The following is a 17717-nucleotide window of genomic DNA, read 5'->3' on the forward strand; positions in this document are numbered from 1 at the left end:
TAGGATGAGAATTCTCAAAGTTCAAACATTGCGGGGTCCAAACTATTGGAGCATTCGCCGCCATCAACTAGTTGCTATGCAGCTAGACTTGCAAGAATTGGCAGAAAAACCATCTAATGAAATTCCAGGTTTTTACAAGGGGTTAGTTGAAGCACTACCCAGCTTAGAGGGACATTTCTGTTCTCCTGGGTGTCGCGGCGGCTTCCTAATGCGGCTACGAGAAGGCACGATGATGGGTCATGTAGTCGAACACGTAGCCCTAGAACTTCAAGAACTAGCAGGAATGCCAGCAGGCTTCGGACGCACCCGCGAGACGGCTACTCCTGGGGTTTATCACGTTGTATTTGAGTACGAGAACGAACAAGCCGGACGCTATGTAGCCCGTGCCGCTGTAAGGCTGTGTCAAAGTATTGTTGACACGGGATACTATCCCAAATCGGAACTAGAGCAAGATCTTCAAGATCTCAAAGCACTTCACCAAGATGCGGCTTTGGGTCCCAGTACAGAAGCAATTATTCAAGCAGCAGAGGCGCGAGATATCCCTTGGATGCAACTCGGGGCGCGTTATTTAATTCAACTCGGCTATGGCAAACGGCAAAAACGGATACAGGCAACTTTAAGCGGTAACACGGGGATTTTAGGAGTCGAACTTGCCTCTGATAAAGAAGCTACCAAATACATTCTCAGTAATGCTGGCGTACCCGTTCCCAGAGGTACGGTGATTAACTATTTTGACGAACTAGAAGATGCGATCGCCTCTGTAGGCGGTTATCCTATTGTTATCAAACCGCTAGACGGCAACCACGGTAGAGGCATCACCCTTAACATTCAAACTTGGGAAGCTGCAGAAGCCGCCTATGATGCAGCCAAAGCAGTTTCTCGCTCCATTATTATCGAGCGCTACTATCAAGGGCGCGACCATCGCGTAGTTGTAGTTGATGGTAAAGTGGTTGCAGTTGCCGAACGCATTCCCGCTCATGTTGTGGGAGATGGTAGGAGTACGATTGAGGAATTAATCGAAATTATCAATCAAGACCCCGATCGCGGCGACGGACACGATAATATCCTCACCCGCATTCAGCTCGATCGCAATAGCGATCGCCTCTTAGCACAACAAGGCTACAGCTTAAATAGTATTCTAGACCGAGATGAAATTTGCTATCTACGAGCCACAGCAAACCTCAGCACTGGTGGTATTGCTTGCGATCGCACTGATGAAATTCACCCGGAAAACATTTGGCTAGCGCAACGGGTAGCAAAAATTATTGGTCTAGATATTGCCGGAATCGATATTGTTACCCCAGATATCAGTCGTCCTTTGCGAGAAGTGGGTGGCGTAGTGGTAGAAGTGAATGCCGCGCCTGGTTTTCGGATGCATACCCATCCCAGCCAAGGGAAGCCTCGCGATGTCGCGGGAGCAGTCGTCAATATGCTGTTTCCCCCAGGTAAATCAAGCCGCATTCCCATCCTCGCCGTTACCGGAACCAATGGTAAAACCACAACCACGCGCTTACTTGCCCACATCGTCAAGCAAACTGGTAAAACTGTCGGCTACACTACCACCGATGGTACGTATATCGGCGATTGTTTAGTCGATCGAGGCGATAATACAGGTCCTCAAAGCGCCCAGTTAATTCTGCAAGACCCCACGGTAGACGTGGCTGTATTAGAAGCAGCACGGGGCGGAATTTTGCGCTCTGGGTTGGGATTTGATGCCTGCGATGTCGGAATTATTTTGAACGTAGCTGCCGATCATTTAGGAATTGGCGACATTAATACAGTCGAGCAACTAGCTCACCTCAAGAGTGTCGTTGCAGAAACAGTGTCGCCCCACGGCTTTGTTATTCTCAACGCTGACGATCCTTTAGTCGCGGCAATGGCAAAACGGGTGAAAGCTCAAATAGCCTACTTTTCCCTCAACCCAAATAATCCCATCGTGCGAGAACATACTCGACACGGCGGCTTAGCAGCAGTGCATGAAGACGGTTATCTGTCAATATTGCAAGGAGAAATCAAACTACGACTCGAACAAGCAGTCAACGTACCGCTAACGATGGGCGGACGCGCCAACTTTGCGATCGCCAATGCCTTAGCCGCGAGTTTGGCAGCATTTACCCAAAGAATCCCCTTGGGACAGATTAAAGCTGGATTGCAGACATTTCAACCATCTGCCAGCCAAACCCCAGGTAGGATGAATTTATTTGAGTTAGGCGATTATCACGCATTAGTTGACTACGCCCACAATCCCCATAGTTACGAGGCATTGGGTAGCTTTGTCCGCAACTGGCAAGGAGAACGGATCGGTGTAGTTGGTGGACCTGGCGATCGCCGCGACGAAGACTTCATTACCTTGGGCAAACTCGCCGCTGAAATGTTTGATTTTATTATCGTCAAAGAAGACGACGATACGCGCGGTCGTCCCCGTGGCGATGCCGCAGACTTAATCGAAAAAGGCATCCGCCAAGCCGATTCCAACTGCCACTACGAATCCATCTTGGAAGAGACAAGAGCCATTAACACCGCCCTTGACATGGCTTCCCGTGGTAGTTTAGTAGTCGTCCTCCCCGAAAGCGTCAGTCGTGCTATTCGTTTGATTGAATCTCGAATCAGTTAACAGTTAACAGTTATCAGTTATCAGTTAGCAGTTATCAGTTATCGGTTAACCGTCTTCACGAAGTGTAGCGCAGCGTTTACCGTCAACCGTCAACCAACAACTCCTAGTTATGACCCCTCAACCCGCCCTTCTCGTTCTTGCCGATGGTACTGCTTATCATGGTTTGTCTTTTGGTGCTACTGGTACTACCGTTGGCGAAGTCGTATTTAACACTGGCATGACTGGGTATCAAGAAGTCTTAACTGACCCCAGTTATCGCGGTCAAATTGTCACGTTTACCTACCCAGAATTGGGAAATACGGGCGTAAATTCTGAAGACGAAGAATCCGATCGCCCCCAAGTGAAAGGTGCGATCGCCAAAAATATCTGTCACCGTCCTAGCAATTGGCGCTCTACTGGCAGTTTGCCGGACTATCTCAAACAGCACAATATTCCTGGTATATACGGCATCGATACCCGCGCCTTAGTCCGCAAGATTCGCGAAGTCGGCTCGATGAATGGCGCTATTTCTACAGAAATTCTCGACGAAGCAGAATTATTGCAACTCGTCCTCGCTGCCCCCAGTATGGCAGGATTGAATTTGGTCAGTGAAGTTACTACACCCACGGCTTATGAGTGGGCTGGAACTACTGATTCTGTATGGGAATTTAAACCAGTAGCCCCAAATAGGGAAACTCTCACCGTTGTTGCCATTGACTTTGGCATCAAACGCAATATTCTGCGGCGACTAGCGAGTTATGGCTGTCGCGTCATTGTCGTTCCTGCTAATACGCCACCAGAAGAAATTCTGAAATACAATCCCGACGGCATCTTTCTTTCTAATGGTCCTGGTGACCCCGCTGCCGTTGCCGAAGGATTTGAAACGACAAAAGCCCTCATTTCAGCCCAAAAACCAATATTTGGTATTTGCATGGGACATCAAATACTAGGTCGGGCGCTAGGGGCAGAAACCTTCAAGCTAAAATTCGGTCATCGCGGTTTGAATCAACCTGCTGGCTTACAAAGGCAAGTCGAAATTACCAGTCAAAATCACGGCTTTGCGATTGATGCGGATTCCATTCCCGCAGATGTCGAAATTACTCATCTCAACCTCAACGATCGCACCGTCGCCGGGTTGCGGCACAAATCTCTACCCCTATTCTCAGTCCAATACCACCCCGAAGCTAGCCCTGGTCCCCACGATGCAGATTACTTATTTGCCAAGTTCGTCGAATCCATGCGTCAGTCACGCACTGTAGGGGTGTGAGAAATAGGGTGTAGGGAGAATTCGGAATTCGGAATTCGGAATTCGGAATTCATGTGTGAATTTTGAGTTGCTCCCTCAGCCCTTCAGCTCCCTCAGCTCTCTCAGCTCTCTTCCCCTGCTCCTTGCTCCCTGCTCCCTGCTCCCTAATCGGAGTAGCTAAATACTTAGCGATCGCACTCACCATAGTCCGAGGACACTGGGGAGGCATAGATTGCCGAAACGACTGATAATAATCTTGACGCGATTCTTCAAATAGACACCGCAGTTCCACCAACGGATTCTCATGGCGATCGACACGCAAATCCAGATACGGATAAACATCTCGATGCACTGCATACAGCGCCGCCGATTGCCGTCCTCGCTTATCTCCCCCAGCCACCTCGCCAGCCTCCAAAGCATGTAACAGGCGATCGCAAAACTCCATTCCCCCCTTGGCTTGATAGGCATCTGCCATCGCTACCAAAACCTGTTCGCCTACCAGCATATTTCCGGCAACAGAAAAGTAGGGATATGTCAAGTGTCCCGCCCAACCAACGCAGTCTTCACCCGTCCAAGCTGCTGTATGACCGTGACGATCTACCAAATGTAGCTGACGCTGGTGGCAATTGAGATCGTCTTGCAGCAAAAGCTGTAACGTATCTTCAGCAGAAACTCCATGTTCTAGCAATTGCAGGCTACAAATGCCTAATAGCGGGTTAGTTTGACCTTGAGTCGCGATCGCCCCTACAGTTGCCTTAGCATGAGGTACGAGCGCCCCTACAGCCAGATGCTTAGTTGCCACTGCCACCCCAGTCATTTGCGTTGCCGCATCCCAAGCCACAATTGAGAAGGTCATAAATTCCAGAGCGCCCGAATCGTCAAGACACGTACATAAATGTTATTCCCAGATAACATTTATTCGCGATCGCTTACTGTTTTGAATTTAACAATTTGTAGGAAATTGAGAGTGGCTGGTGGCTAGTGGCTAGTGGTTGAATTCTTATGTCTAGTCACCAGTTACTAACCACTAGTCACTATTGCGAAAAATCAAATCCAACCTTTGCTGTGCTGCTTGTAATGCCTCGGTAGGGGTGTTTTTTCCTAGTAAGACGGCTTCTAACGCCCTACCTAAATTTTCTGACAAGCGACTGTAACCAGGAAAAATCGGACGCGATCGCCCGTATTTTGCTTGTGCTAAAAATACTTCTACGGCAGGCTGTTTTTTGATGAAATCTTGATATTTCTGGCTTTCCCTTGCCTTCATATTGACGGGTAAATATCCCGTACCAATTGCCCAATCAGTTTGAAATCCTTCACTGACAACATACTCGGCAAACTTGAGTGCGGCGCGTTCGCGTTCCGGCGTAGACTTGAAGACAAATAGGTTTTCTCCACCAATTGCAGTTGCTTGGCGATCGCCTTGAGGAATTGGAAACACGCCAAAATCTATTCCTGTGGTTTGGAACTGTCCCAGCGTCCAGGGTCCAGTCAATTGCATCGCTACTTTTCCAGCTAAGAAAGCATCGATTTCAAATCCCCGTTCTGGTAAAGATAGGACGACAGAACCATCATCGACTAAATCGCGCCACAACTGCAATGAGGCGATCGCACCCTTGTCATCTGCTATGTTTACATCTGCTGGTTGTTGGGGATTGTTACTTGCCAACTCGCCGCCACCACTCCACAGAAAGGGTAGCCACAGAAAGACGCTAAATTCCCCTTTTCCTAACGGCAAAAACATTCCGTGTTGGTCGAACCGCTTGTCTCCGTCTTTATCAATGGTTAATTGACGCGCGACTTGACGCAACTCTTCCCAAGTTTGCGGTAATTCAGTTATTCCTGCGGCTTCAAATAAACTAGGACGGTAAAACACGCCTACATTGTTTACCCCAAACGGCACAGACCAAGTATGCCCCTGATACTCCATCGTCGCAAACAAGCTAGGATCGATTTCATCCTTTACGGGAGAAGTTTGCAGCAGATCGTCTAGAGGACGAATTGCATCGAGTTCCACCAACTGTCCGGTTAGCGTCGCATTAAACCACAGTAAATCTGGCGGTGCATTTCCTACTACTGCTGCCAAAATTTTCGGTAATTGCTGTTCTGCTTGCCCGACATACAAAGATTCTACTTGAATGTCAGAATGTTCTCGATTGAAGCGGTCTACCAGTGTTTGCAAAACATCGCGATTGGGTGGTGGATTTACCCCTTGCCACAGCGTAATTTTTGTGAATCCAGAATTGCTAGGTGTCACCTGACATCCCACCAAAGTTAGAGTTACCACGAGTAGGAGGAGAAGAAATTTAGTTTTGAATAGGTAGCGATTGAACAACTTCACTAGTTTTTTCAATTGACCTTTAAGTTTTATTGTCAAAATTTTAATCTAGAATTGCGATCTGTAGACAACCGTAAAAAAACACGGATTCCTGAAGTTATATTTGAAGTATGTATTCAAGGAAATTCATTGCGCATGTAGGTGCAAGCCTTGTTACAGGAGATGCAGATGAAGGCAGATAAAAAGATATCTTTTATTCCAATTTTATATGCGATTTTGATTATCTATGCGATCGCCACTTTTTTACCCTTTGCTTGGGCGCTTTCTGCTTCGTTTAAACCTTTAAATGAAATTATCGCTGGTGGTTTGAACTTGATTCCGCAGAATTTCACTTTAGAAAATTATCAAAAAATTTTCCTAGAAGAACCGTTATTTGGTCGTTGGTTATTGAATAGTGTTATCGTTGCTAGCACTGTCACTATTCTCAATCTTTTATTCAACTCAATGGCTGGTTATGCCCTTGCGCGTATTCCATTTAAGGGAAATCAGATCTTGTTTTTCAGTATCTTAGCAGTTTTAATGGTTCCAGCTCAAGTCACGCTGATCCCTAGTTTTTTAATTCTCAAATCTTTAGGCTGGCTAAATTCATATCAGGGATTAATTGTTCCGAATATTGTTAATGCAACTTTCATCTTTATGATGCGGCAGTTCTTTGTTAACTTTCCCAAGGAATTAGAAGAAGCTGCTGCCTTAGATGGTTTGGGTCATTTAGAAACTTTCTTTCAGATTGTCTTACCTTTAGCTAGACCAGCTTTAGCAGCCCAAACTATATTTATATTTTTAGGTTCGTGGAATAACTTTTTGATGCCATTAATGATTATTTCCACTTCAGACATGTTTACTTTACCTTTAGGTTTGAATACATTCAAGGGACAATACATTAGTTATTGGAATTACATAATGGCTGCGTCTATGGTATTCACTTTACCCGCATTGTTAATTTATGCCTTTTTCAACCGTTATTTCATTCAAGGGGTAACTTTCACGGGGAGTAAGTAGGGTGCGTTAATTAACGCACCCTCATTCATAAACATATCTTTCTGCTACTTTCCAATAGCGAGAGAATCGTTTCAGATCGATATAGCCATCGTACTCAAAAAATGGCTCGACTTCAAGAACTTCTAGTTTGAGCGATCGCTCAATTTCATCACAGATTGTTTCAAATCTGGGACTAGGACTATTCGCTGTCACCACTAAATTAGCATTTTGTTCTTTGGCAAAAGCTAACACTTCTTTTACCACATCACCCCGTCTAATCACAACAGGTAATTCCAATAAGCATTCATAAATAAAAGTAATCCGTTTCAAACTCAATTGCCACTCCTCAATCAAAGCCTCATCCCAAACCCAAATTGCAGGCGAATTGGGATATTCTTGCAGTGCGGGATTTTTTGGACTCAAGCAATCTCCGTGTATCCAGATAATAGGTTGACTCATGGTAATGGGTAATGGGTAATATCCTGACTCCTGTACGGGCGGGTTTTGGACGTGGATTGATTGTTACAATCGGTGAATCTTTTGCTAAACCCGCCCCTACCACTTCTGATTCCTATCGCCTTTTTTTCCCGCGTTGCCAACTTTGACTGTTGGGCTGCCGATTAAATTCTGCTTTGGGAAACAATCGCTGTTCTATTTGTTCGTAACTACCTTCAAAGTCACAATGTCCGTAGAGGGGACATTCGCGACAGTAAACACCATTCGTATAACGTTCTAAGTTTTCACGGTTGAAAAAATAGGGTTTGTGGCTAAACGTACTCGCTACCCACTGCCAAGACATATTATTACTCGCCGGATCTCCGTCTAACAAGTGTTCCAGAAACCATATTGCCCCAACTTGCCAGCGGATGCGTCGCCAATGCACCATATAAGCAGCCATCCACATCCGAGTGTGGTTGTGTAGATACCCTGTCTGACGCATTTGTTGACTGAAACTGTCAATACAAACTAACCCTGTCGTCCCTGTATTGATGTCTTCTGGTAGTTCGAGGGCGTACTCTTTGGCAGTGTAACCAGTTTTATACTCTTCTCGATCTTCCCAAATTCCATTTCCTAATTTGACATATAGGCGTTGCCAATAGTCACGCCAGCCGAGTTCGTTGATTAATTTCGTCGCTTCATCTGGCTGCTGAATTTTGCTCAAGACATATTTCTTAACTTCAGCTAAACTCAAAACTCCATAGCGCAGATAAGGCGAAAGGCGAGTTACCGCACCCGTGAGAAAATTCCGAGTTTTGGCGTAACGTCCCGGATCTACTATTTGTAAAGCTGTTTCAGCCGCTTTACGACCCCCCACAGTTTCGCTGATGTTATCATCTCGACTCGCGGCGGTGGGAAATTGTTCTTTTAAGTAAGCTACCAGTTCTTCGCGGCTGGTAAAATCGCGTTGCATATCCTTCATATCAGTTGTCAGTTATCAGGAAATCGTAGGGGCGGGTTTAGCAAGAGATTCACGGCTGGCGGCGAGAAATTTTTGGTCAAAACCCGCCCGTACAGCAGTAGTTGCGAATTACGTTCACGTAGCTTGCTTCCCCGAAGGGGTAGTGTAGCGCAACGTTTATTGTAAATCGCGCATTGAATTGTCTCCCTTATCCAAAAATAGGTAGGGTAAACCGAATCGGCGTTGGGGGGAATCTTTAGTTAAGTAAAGAGCGATCGCAGGGATTAAGCCATTAAGATCCTGATTAAAGAACATTTCACACAACACTGATTTAGTATGCGGGAACAAGGCACAATCAGCATCCACACTGAGAATATTTTCCCCATTATTAAGAAATCTCTCTACTCCGACCATGAGGTTTTCTTGCGGGAATTGATCTCAAACGCAGTTGATGCCATCCAAAAGCTGAAAATGGTGTCCCGCGCTGGGGAGTATTCCGGCGAGATGGGCGAACCAGAGATTCAAATTGCTATAGACAAAGATCGCAAAACCCTGTCCATCTCTGACAACGGAATCGGGATGACGGCGGAGGAAGTGAAGAAATATATCAATCAAGTGGCTTTCTCTAGTGCGGAAGAATTTATTCACAAGTACGAGGGAAAATCTGACCAGCAGATTATCGGTCATTTCGGCTTGGGTTTTTACTCTTCCTTTATGGTGGCGCAAAAAGTCGAGATCGATACTCTGTCTTACCAAGCAGGTGCGCCAGCCGTTCATTGGAGTTGTGACGGTTCCCCAGAGTTTATTTTAGAAGATTCATCTCGGAGCGATCGCGGTACGACTATTACCCTGCATTTAATGGAAGACGAGCAGGAGTATGTAGAAGATGCACGTATTAAGCAACTTGTCAAGACCTATTGCGATTTTCTCCCCGTCCCCATCAAACTGAATGGCGAGGTTATCAACCAGCAGAAAGCACCTTGGCGGGAGTCGGCAAATAATCTCACCAAAGAAGATTATCTGGAATTTTACCGCTACCTGTATCCTTTTCAGGAAGAACCGTTGTTATGGGTGCATCTCAACACCGACTATCCCTTCATCCTCAACGGGATTTTGTATTTCCCCAAACTCAGACCGGATGTTGATGTCACCCAAGGACAGATCAAACTATTCTGCAACCAAGTTTTTGTCAGCGACCATTGCGAAGAGATTATCCCGCGATTCTTACTACCCATGCGGGGAGTGATTGACAGTACCGATATTCCCCTTAACGTATCCCGCAGCGCTTTACAAACAGACCGGACGGTCAGGAAAATTGCCGATTATATTTCTCGTAAAGTTGGCGATCGCCTTAAAGAACTATACCGCGATAGCCGCGAAGACTACATCAAAGTTTGGCAAGACGTAGGTACGTTCGTCAAGTTTGGTTCTCTCAACGACGAGAAATTCAAAAAGCAAGTCGAAGATATCGTCATTTATCGCACAACTTACGAGGCGAAAGGCGAGACTCAAGCGGCGAAAAGCGAAACGCCAGCCGTACAGGTGCAAGCAGAAGAAGGAGACGCATGGCAAGACGTACAACCAGCATCGACTTCCGGTACAGGCGAACAGCCCGCCCCTACAACATCCTCCTACACAACGCTGAAAGAATACCTGGAACGCAACAAAGAACGTCATGAAAATCGCGTCTACTATTGCACCGATGAAGTTACCCAAGCAACTTATGTCGAACTGCATAAAAAACAGGGTTTAGAAGTCCTGTTCATGGATTCTTTCATCGATACCCACTTTATTTCTTTCCTAGAAAGAGAGTATTCAGACGTTAAATTCTCTCGCGTTGATTCCGATCTGGATCAAACCTTACTCGACAAAGATAAAGCTGGGGAAATTGTCGATCCGACTACGAATAAAACTCGCAGCGAATTAATCAAGGAATTATTTGAAAAAGCCTTGAATAAACCCAAACTCAATATCCGTACTGAAGCATTAAAATCTGACGATCCCCAAGGTACGCCTCCGGCGATGGTATTGTTACCAGAATATATGCGTCGCATTCAAGAAATGAGTGCCTTCGTCCAGCAGCAAACAGCACAGTTTCCTGACGATCATATTCTGCTAGTTAATACGGCTCATCCGCTGATTCAAAATTTAGTCAGTCTCAGCCAAGGCAGTATTATTCAAGGTGAAGGACAATCGCCTAGTGCCGAATTAGCTAATTCAATTTGCCAACACGTTTATGACTTAGCATTGATGGCACAAAAAGGATTTAATGCTGAAGGAATGAAATCTTTTGTCGAGCGTTCTAATCAGGTATTAACTCGCCTGACAGATCGCGCTACTAGTGGCTAAATTATCTCATGTTTTGCATTGGGCGACTAGAAGTCGCCCAGATTTAGCTCCCTATAATACGATGTTTACATAGTATTATGGGGGAATACTGTGAGAAACAACTAACTATGTTTACCGTTCAACTTAAGAATGGAGCGATGATTGAAGTTCCTATAGAACAGCTGGAAGAATTTTTAGAAAAAAATCGTATTTGTATAAAGAACCAGTACAAGCAAATGGGAAAGCGTAGAAAAATTAAGTAATTATATATGGATACTCTAACTAAATCTGTAACTTTTGAAGAGTATTTGAATTTCCAAGCAACACAAGATATTGTTTATGAATTGCATCGTGGAGAATTAGTACCTGTGGCTACAGGACGAGCGCAACATGGTAAAATAGCTAGATTTTTAGAAGACATTTATAGAGGTGAAATTAAGCGGCTAGACTTAAACTTAGAAACTTATCGAGGATGTGCAGGTGTAAGAATTCCCCAGTATGGAAGAAAGGATACTGCTTATGTTCCTGACGTGATGGTAGTCACATCAGAACAAGATCCATATTTAAATACATTAACAGAAGCTATTTTAGCTGTAGGAATGATTCACCCATTAGTTGTGGAAGTAGTTAGTGCGGGGACAGTAGCGATCGACCATCGTTATAAGCGTAGAGATTATAATGCAATTGAAGTACCGGAATATTGGATTGTAGATTTTATTGAAGATATTGAGTTTCCAGAATCTCCTAAAGTTACAGTTTGCCAACTCGTAGACGGGTTATATGAAACCAGAGAATATCGAGGTAGCGATCGCATTCAATCGGAATTATTTCCAGAGCTAAATTTAACAGCACAACAAGTTATCAATGTTGGAGAAAGTAGAGAAATTAACTAATTGATTACTGATATTTGGACTGTCATTTGGAAAGAGTGGCGCGAACTTTTATTTCAGCGCGGTAGCCTCAAAACAACGATTTTAAGTTGGCTACCTTTAATCTTAATATTCGGCTTGCTCATGCCCATTCAAATTGGTACATTTTGGGTAGACTCTCCCTTTACAATTGCTTATTGGGGTTGGCTACCGACTCTACCAGTTATGGCGCTTATTGCTGATAGTTTTGCAGGAGAAAGAGAGAGACATACTTTAGAAACTTTATTGGCAAGTCCTCTATCAGAAGCAGCAATTCTATTTGGTAAAATTATTACAGTTGTTATCTATGGTTTATTATTAACGTTAATAGTCTTACTAACGGGCTTGATAGCTGTTAATTTAACTCATAACACAGGAGAAATTTTACTCTACCCGATAGGAATAACTTTAACTGGAATTGGATTGGGAATTTTGACAGCTACAGCTATGGCAAGTATAGGTGTCATTGTCTCTCTCCGCAGTCCCACAGTCAAACAAGCAGCCCAACAATTAGCTTTTGTTTCTATTGCTTTAACTTGGATTCCACTTTTGAGTTTGAGCCTCATTCCAACTCAATTACAAACAAGTCTTTTGAGATCGGCAAAAAATATTAATTTGACTCACGTAATTTTAATTGTTTTCTTAGTGTTAGCGATCGCCAATCTAGGATTACTATTCATAGCAATTAAAAGATTCAAGCGATCGCGCCTAATTCTCGATTAGGTAGGGTGCGTTATTTAACGCACCCTACTGTTTAACCAAAGCTGGCAGATTTACGCGCAGTTTCTTGAACATTGCTTCCCGTGCTTGGTTAGCTAAAGTATCATCTAAAGCTGAAAGTGCGATCGCTTCCTGATATTTTTGTCTTAATGCAGTTTGAATCAACCAATCAGCTAAAAATGGATTTTTAGGTAACAGGGGGCCATGCGAATAAGTGGCGATCGCATTTTGATAAAATGCTCCTTCCGTACCATCTTCGCCATTATTTCCTAAACCATATACTACCCGTCCTAATGCCTCCACTTGACTTAATTTTGTCCGTCCACCATGATTTTCAAATCCAATTAAGTAGGGTGGCGAACCTGTCATTGCTACTAATTCCTGCGCTAACTTTTTAGCTGTCACTTCAATGACTAAATTACCGATACAGCGACGTGCATTTAAGCCAGGATGAATAGAGACAAAATCAAATAATCCCAGTCCCTCAATACGTTGTCCTTCTCCTGGTTCATAGTAATGTCCTAATAGTTGCGGCGCACCACAAGTAAAAATTCCTGGCGTACCATTTGCAATTTTTTCTCGTAACGCCTCAGCTTTAGCACCGCGCAAGTCGCGCATGACAATTTCTTGCTGTCTATCTTGTGCGCCACCACCTACCAGCAGATCGACTTGATAAAAATCTTGAGCCGTAGAATCTCGATCTAATGGTAATATTTTCACTGTATAATTGCGCCATTCACAGCGCCGCTGAATACAAATAACATTACCGCGATCGCCATAGGTACTCATTAAAGTTGGATATAACCAGCCAATTGTAATTTCCATATTTTCCAAATTCATATATATTTCTTGCTCAATTCCAGGTTAAATAAAGGCTTTTATACTTCTCGATCTTGCTTGCAACTAGCTGAGTATTTTGGAGATCGGGACAAATTTCAGCTACGTCTTTAGCAAATTTTTCAATATCTGTAGGTGGTCGTACGAATTCTAGACTCAAGCTACTTTTACTAGCAAATATAATTTCAAATTCACTGACTTCTTGCCATGATTTGAATTTATTAATTATGTCTTTAGGAGAAATATCATAATTCCACCCGTTAGTCTGATAAATCTTAATCAGATCTAAAGGATCTTCACCCTTAAAAACTGCAATTCTTAACTCTGCTTGTGTGACATAATTTAAAACTCTAGAAATATATTGGATCGACCTGTTTTTCTCTGGAGTCAATCCAACTCGATTTTCGCAGATTGTCAGATAGCTATGCGGAGCCAATAAGTGTTTTAGCTTGAAAAAAATTTCTCTATAATTTATGTAAGCTGGGATAATAATAGACAAACCTTCTACTAAAAGATTACCTCCATAATTGTAAACTCCGTAAACATCTTGGTCAAACTCAAGATAATAAGCTGGCAAAACATCGTTTAAACAACTCAATTCGTTATCTTTGAGATACACCTCTTGTTTTAAAAGAATTTTCTGCATTTTGACTTGGCATTCTTGCTTAATCATCTCCAAAACAGACTCATCAAAATCGATTTCAGCAGCTAAATGTCTTTCTGTCTGAGATAAAAGCATAGTCAGTTATCAGTTATCAGTTCATTCCAACTTACGACTTACGACTTACGATTTACAACTTATTACAAAATCTTTCTTCCCGTCAAAATCTCCCGCACTTCTAACATGGCAGAATAGGTAGGCAAAATGTGTAAAGTCTCATTTGCTGGAGTTTGTGCTAGCGCAGTTGCGATCGCCTCTTTTAAATCTTCCTTGACAACCAAATTCATTTTGCTATCTATCTGCGGCTGGCTGTAACGCAAACGCAAAGCCATATCGTAAACGCGATCGCCACTGACTATTAAAGTCCCTCCTCGTTCGACTAACTTTTCTGTATCCACATCCCAAATCCACGAAACATCCGTACCATCGGGGATTCTGTCATTCAAAACCATCAACACAGGTGCGAGTTGACGCGATTCCGCTTCGATTTGCCTCTCGCCTCTTACCTCATTCACTGCCCGAATTGTCTCATTCATCCCCACAGGATTTTTAGATAAGAGAATGCGGACGTGCTTACCGCGAACTTGCAACTCTTCGGCACGTCCGAAAGCCGCCTGAAAATTAGCAATAGTATCGCGGATTATCGCTTTATCTACGCCAAGTTGCTGTGCTGCTAACACTGCCGCTAGAGTATTGTATTTGTTATACAACCCAATTAAAATTTGCTCCCATTCCCGACTATCGATCGCCAGGGCTGGTTTGTGAAAACCGCAGTTAGGACAGTTATAATCTCCCTGGTGAGAAAGATAAACACCTTGATAAACCAGACGAGTACCACAACTAGGACAATAAATTGAGTCTACAGCATGGGGAATTTCATCAAGATAGTGTTCTGGTTCGCTCAATCCAAAGAATAAGACATTTTGATTGAGTTGTTGCCCCATGTAAGCCAAGGTAGGATCGTCAGCATTAGCAACAATAATCGTTTCTGACGGTAAAGGTGCGATCGCCTGTCCCCAACGCCTGCTAATTGTATCGACTTCCCCGTAGCGATCCAACTGATCGCGAAACAAGTTTAACGCTAGAATCAGCCGAGGTTGCAGGGGTGCTAACACCCTGGGAACGATATTTTCGTCTACTTCCAAAATGGCAAAATCTGCATCTAGTGTACCGATGGGGTTGGTGTTTTGTAACAGCGCCGTCATCAAACCATTTTCTAAATTCGCCCCCGCTGCATTGTGGACAACCCGCCAACCTTGACGTTCTAACATCGTGCGCAGCAGTAAGGATGTGGTAGTTTTACCATTCGTTCCGGCAATGAGAATCACTCCTTGCTTCACCTGACAACTCAGCAGTTGCAACAACTTTGGCTGAAGACGACGGGCAATTTCTCCTGGTAAAACGCTAGCCGCACCCAGACGCAGCGATCGCACCCCAAAAGTTACGGTTTTTGCTGTCAATACAGCCGCACCCAAGCGCAGTCTATCCATCAATTGCATTTTTCTCACAGCTCGATCTCAATCCGGTTGTATTACTGTATTGTTTTACTGCCTTTTTGGGAAAAGAGGATGGCTGTTGTTGATTTTTAACGATCTTCCTGGTGGGCAGATCCCCCAACCCCCTTAAAAAGGGGGCTTTCAATTCCCCCCTTTTTAAGGGGGGTTAGGGGGGATCGAATCAGTTCGTCGAACCGCGATCGAAAGAGGAATTAGCCAAAAGATCCGATCGCGTGACTGGGGCAGCATAGTAACTAGCAATAATCGCTACCATAAACCACCAAATCGTGTTGATTTCAGGACGATACCAGACAGTATCGGCAATATTGTGAACCAGAGTTCCAAATAAAGCCGCGATCGCTCCAATTAACCAAAATGCTTCTCGACTGCCAGTTTGCCGCAAACGGCGCAGTTGTTGCAACCCTGAGTTGAAGGTGACAGCTAGCAACCACAACAAGCAAGCTAAACCAACAAAACCAGTTTCTACGGCTACTTCCAACAAGATCGAATAGGCACTTAGGGCATTGTAACGAGGCAATTGGTAAAGCGGATAAATTTTGTTAAAGGCAGTGTTCCCAGGACCGATCCCTAAAATGGGACGGTCTTTAATCATCTCGATCACTGCTATCCACACGTTGATGCGAAAATTGTTGCTGCTGTCACCCCTTCCAGCGAAGATACTCAAAAAGCGATCGCGGATTGGTTCGACAAACAACACTCCACCTGTTAACAGCAGCGCCACGCCGCCGACAAGCAATGGTAGCGACCAAGTACGCCAAAACGCGGGGAAATGGACGCTCAACACATACACCAATAGTACCAACACGGCAAAAATCGCTACGAGTAGTCCCATCCAACCGCCACGACTAAAGGTAAGAACGAGACAGGCACTATTGACAACGAACATTGTTAGTGCTAACAATTTGGGAACCCAGCGCTGCCAAGCAAAGACAGCAACCAAACTCAAGACCACGGCTGGTAGTAGATAACCAGCTAGCAAGTTCGGATTACCGAGATAGCTGTAAACGCGGGTAATACGAGTGAGATTAGATTGAGTATCTACCCAAGTAGCAAGAGCATTTGCCCCATAAAACCACTGCTGTAAACCGTAAATGCTAACAATCAGGGCTACGTGGAGGTAGAGGGTAATCAGCCAAGAACGGATGCGCGGCGATCGCAAAATCCTCGCAGCCAGGGCAAACAGCACTAAATATAGAGTCAACTTTTGCCAACCTACGAAAGCAGCAGCTTTGACGGGCGATAGTGCCGTAGCTACTGTAGAGATGCCCCAGTAGAGCAATACCAACAAATGAATTGGAGTCAGAGTATTGGCACGCTCTGGCTCATAACGCCGTTCGTCTGTCAAGGTCAGCAGTACCCAGAAGCTAGCACAAGCAAAGAGTAACACGCCAATCAGGTCGTTGGAGACAAATGGCGCAAGCGCGAAGACCAAACTCACTAGTAAAGTTGCCAGGACTTCCGACCATTGCATCAGCCAGCTACCCTGTCGCCAAGTACTAAATAGCCCGACAACAGAACGGTGTAAGTAGCTTGCACGTCGCCATTCTTGCAGCGGCAAGCTAGACAAAGTAAATTGCTGCCAAACTGAATTCATAAGCATGAGCTGCGGGATAGGGATTGGTCTATCTTAAGTCAACGTTAGGCTGACTTGACTGACCGCGATCGCGAATTTTATTTGCCTTAGCTCAATACACAATGTCAGTCACAATTATCTCTACAAATTTACGATTGTCATTGAATACATTTCTAGTAGTATCCATTAGTACTTGTAAATTGCTAAGTGAATGCTGAGTCCTCTCAGTCACGCACGATCGCTTACCTAGCAGTTTGTTTGATTTTTAGAAATCATCAAGAGCTACGTATGTCCACGCAGTGGAGTTTTTCTCTACAATTTTTTGGTCGGCTATAGCCAGTATAAAGATATATCTACAGACAGATATGAATTATTGAAAAAGTCAACAATAATACATCTCGACTAGATGTGTCTAAAGTATATTTATAGGTTTGTCAATCTGGCTCCAATTTCCCCTAAGTTTTGAAGCTATTACGTATAAAAAATGCTCTGCATTTTGGAGCATAAATCTACCCGTACCAGCAAAATAAAATATCGCTAGTAGCGCGAGGATATTGCCAAATTACTAATCGTAAATATAAAATCTTACCAAATTCTTAAAGGGCAATTGTCAACCAAGTGT

At 44.2% G+C, this 17717-nt stretch carries 14 protein-coding genes and 1 pseudogene; 6 read left to right on the forward strand and 9 right to left on the reverse strand.

Features of this window, described 5'->3' with window-relative positions; all coding sequences use genetic code 11:
* Nucleotides 1–4: 4 nt before the first annotated feature.
* Nucleotides 5–2605: pseudogene (gene cphA / locus QH73_RS13085) on the forward strand (cyanophycin synthetase); the annotation flags it as partial.
* A 118-nt stretch (nucleotides 2606–2723) separates the two neighbouring features.
* Entirely contained in the window at nucleotides 2724–3860 is a 1137-nt protein-coding gene (carA, locus tag QH73_RS13090; RefSeq protein WP_039713424.1) for a glutamine-hydrolyzing carbamoyl-phosphate synthase small subunit, read from the forward strand.
* A gap of 49 nt (nucleotides 3861–3909) precedes the next feature.
* Here carA and QH73_RS13095 read toward each other — a convergent pair whose 3' ends face one another.
* Together QH73_RS13095 and QH73_RS13100 are read right to left on the reverse strand one after the other, a co-directional pair.
* A complete protein-coding gene (locus QH73_RS13095; RefSeq protein ID WP_236147002.1) occupies nucleotides 3910–4695 on the reverse strand; it encodes a DUF1028 domain-containing protein in 786 nt (261 codons plus the stop codon).
* 171 nt (nucleotides 4696–4866) lie between these two features.
* The gene (locus QH73_RS13100) at nucleotides 4867–6123 is read right to left on the reverse strand and encodes an ABC transporter substrate-binding protein (protein WP_374189028.1); all 1257 of its coding nucleotides are present in this window, start codon (nucleotides 6121–6123) and stop codon (nucleotides 4867–4869) included.
* Between the two features lie 219 nt (nucleotides 6124–6342).
* Between QH73_RS13100 and QH73_RS13105 the strand changes: the two genes are divergently transcribed.
* Nucleotides 6343–7173, forward strand: coding sequence for a carbohydrate ABC transporter permease (locus QH73_RS13105; protein WP_039714497.1), 831 nt, complete (start codon nucleotides 6343–6345; stop codon nucleotides 7171–7173).
* 21 nt (nucleotides 7174–7194) lie between these two features.
* Here QH73_RS13105 and QH73_RS13110 read toward each other — a convergent pair whose 3' ends face one another.
* From QH73_RS13110 to QH73_RS13120, 3 genes are all read right to left on the reverse strand, one after another.
* Complete coding sequence (locus tag QH73_RS13110; RefSeq protein WP_039713422.1) at nucleotides 7195–7611, reverse strand: DNA polymerase; 417 nt, start codon at nucleotides 7609–7611, stop codon at nucleotides 7195–7197.
* A 112-nt stretch (nucleotides 7612–7723) separates the two neighbouring features.
* Nucleotides 7724–8563, reverse strand: coding sequence for an FAD-binding domain-containing protein (locus QH73_RS13115; RefSeq protein WP_039714496.1), 840 nt, complete (start codon nucleotides 8561–8563; stop codon nucleotides 7724–7726).
* Nucleotides 8564–8728: 165 nt separating this feature from the next.
* Nucleotides 8729–8866, reverse strand: a complete 138-nt coding sequence (locus tag QH73_RS13120) for a hypothetical protein (RefSeq protein WP_165587690.1) — start codon at nucleotides 8864–8866, stop codon at nucleotides 8729–8731.
* Between the two features lie 21 nt (nucleotides 8867–8887).
* On the opposite strand from QH73_RS13120, the gene htpG reads away from it, so the two are divergent.
* The 3 genes from htpG to QH73_RS13135 all read left to right on the forward strand — a co-directional run bounded on the left by htpG (nucleotide 8888) and on the right by QH73_RS13135 (nucleotide 12510).
* On the forward strand, nucleotides 8888–10900 hold the full coding sequence (gene htpG / locus QH73_RS13125; RefSeq protein ID WP_039713421.1) for a molecular chaperone HtpG: 2013 nt from the start codon (nucleotides 8888–8890) through the stop codon (nucleotides 10898–10900).
* 248 nt (nucleotides 10901–11148) lie between these two features.
* Complete coding sequence (locus tag QH73_RS13130; RefSeq protein ID WP_039713420.1) at nucleotides 11149–11772, forward strand: Uma2 family endonuclease; 624 nt, start codon at nucleotides 11149–11151, stop codon at nucleotides 11770–11772.
* Nucleotides 11773–12510 carry an ABC transporter permease subunit gene (locus tag QH73_RS13135; protein WP_039713419.1) on the forward strand — a complete coding sequence of 246 codons (738 nt, stop codon included), beginning with the start codon at nucleotides 11773–11775 and terminating at the stop codon, nucleotides 12508–12510.
* A gap of 24 nt (nucleotides 12511–12534) precedes the next feature.
* Here the strand turns inward: QH73_RS13135 and QH73_RS13140 are convergent, their stop codons facing one another.
* The 4 genes from QH73_RS13140 to QH73_RS13155 form a co-directional block, all read right to left on the reverse strand.
* On the reverse strand, nucleotides 12535–13347 hold the full coding sequence (locus QH73_RS13140) for a type 1 glutamine amidotransferase (protein WP_201278131.1): 813 nt from the start codon (nucleotides 13345–13347) through the stop codon (nucleotides 12535–12537).
* Nucleotides 13348–13360: 13 nt separating this feature from the next.
* Nucleotides 13361–14083 carry a DUF4253 domain-containing protein gene (locus tag QH73_RS13145; RefSeq protein ID WP_039713418.1) on the reverse strand — a complete coding sequence of 241 codons (723 nt, stop codon included), beginning with the start codon at nucleotides 14081–14083 and terminating at the stop codon, nucleotides 13361–13363.
* A 62-nt stretch (nucleotides 14084–14145) separates the two neighbouring features.
* Nucleotides 14146–15504, reverse strand: coding sequence for a Mur ligase family protein (locus QH73_RS13150; protein ID WP_039713417.1), 1359 nt, complete (start codon nucleotides 15502–15504; stop codon nucleotides 14146–14148).
* 178 nt (nucleotides 15505–15682) lie between these two features.
* Nucleotides 15683–17116, reverse strand: a complete 1434-nt coding sequence (locus tag QH73_RS13155; protein WP_039713416.1) for an IctB family putative bicarbonate transporter — start codon at nucleotides 17114–17116, stop codon at nucleotides 15683–15685.
* Nucleotides 17117–17717: the final 601 nt, after the last annotated feature.

This window comes from Scytonema millei VB511283 (assembly GCF_000817735.3).
GTDB classification, from domain to species: domain Bacteria; phylum Cyanobacteriota; class Cyanobacteriia; order Cyanobacteriales; family Chroococcidiopsidaceae; genus Chroococcidiopsis; species Chroococcidiopsis millei_B.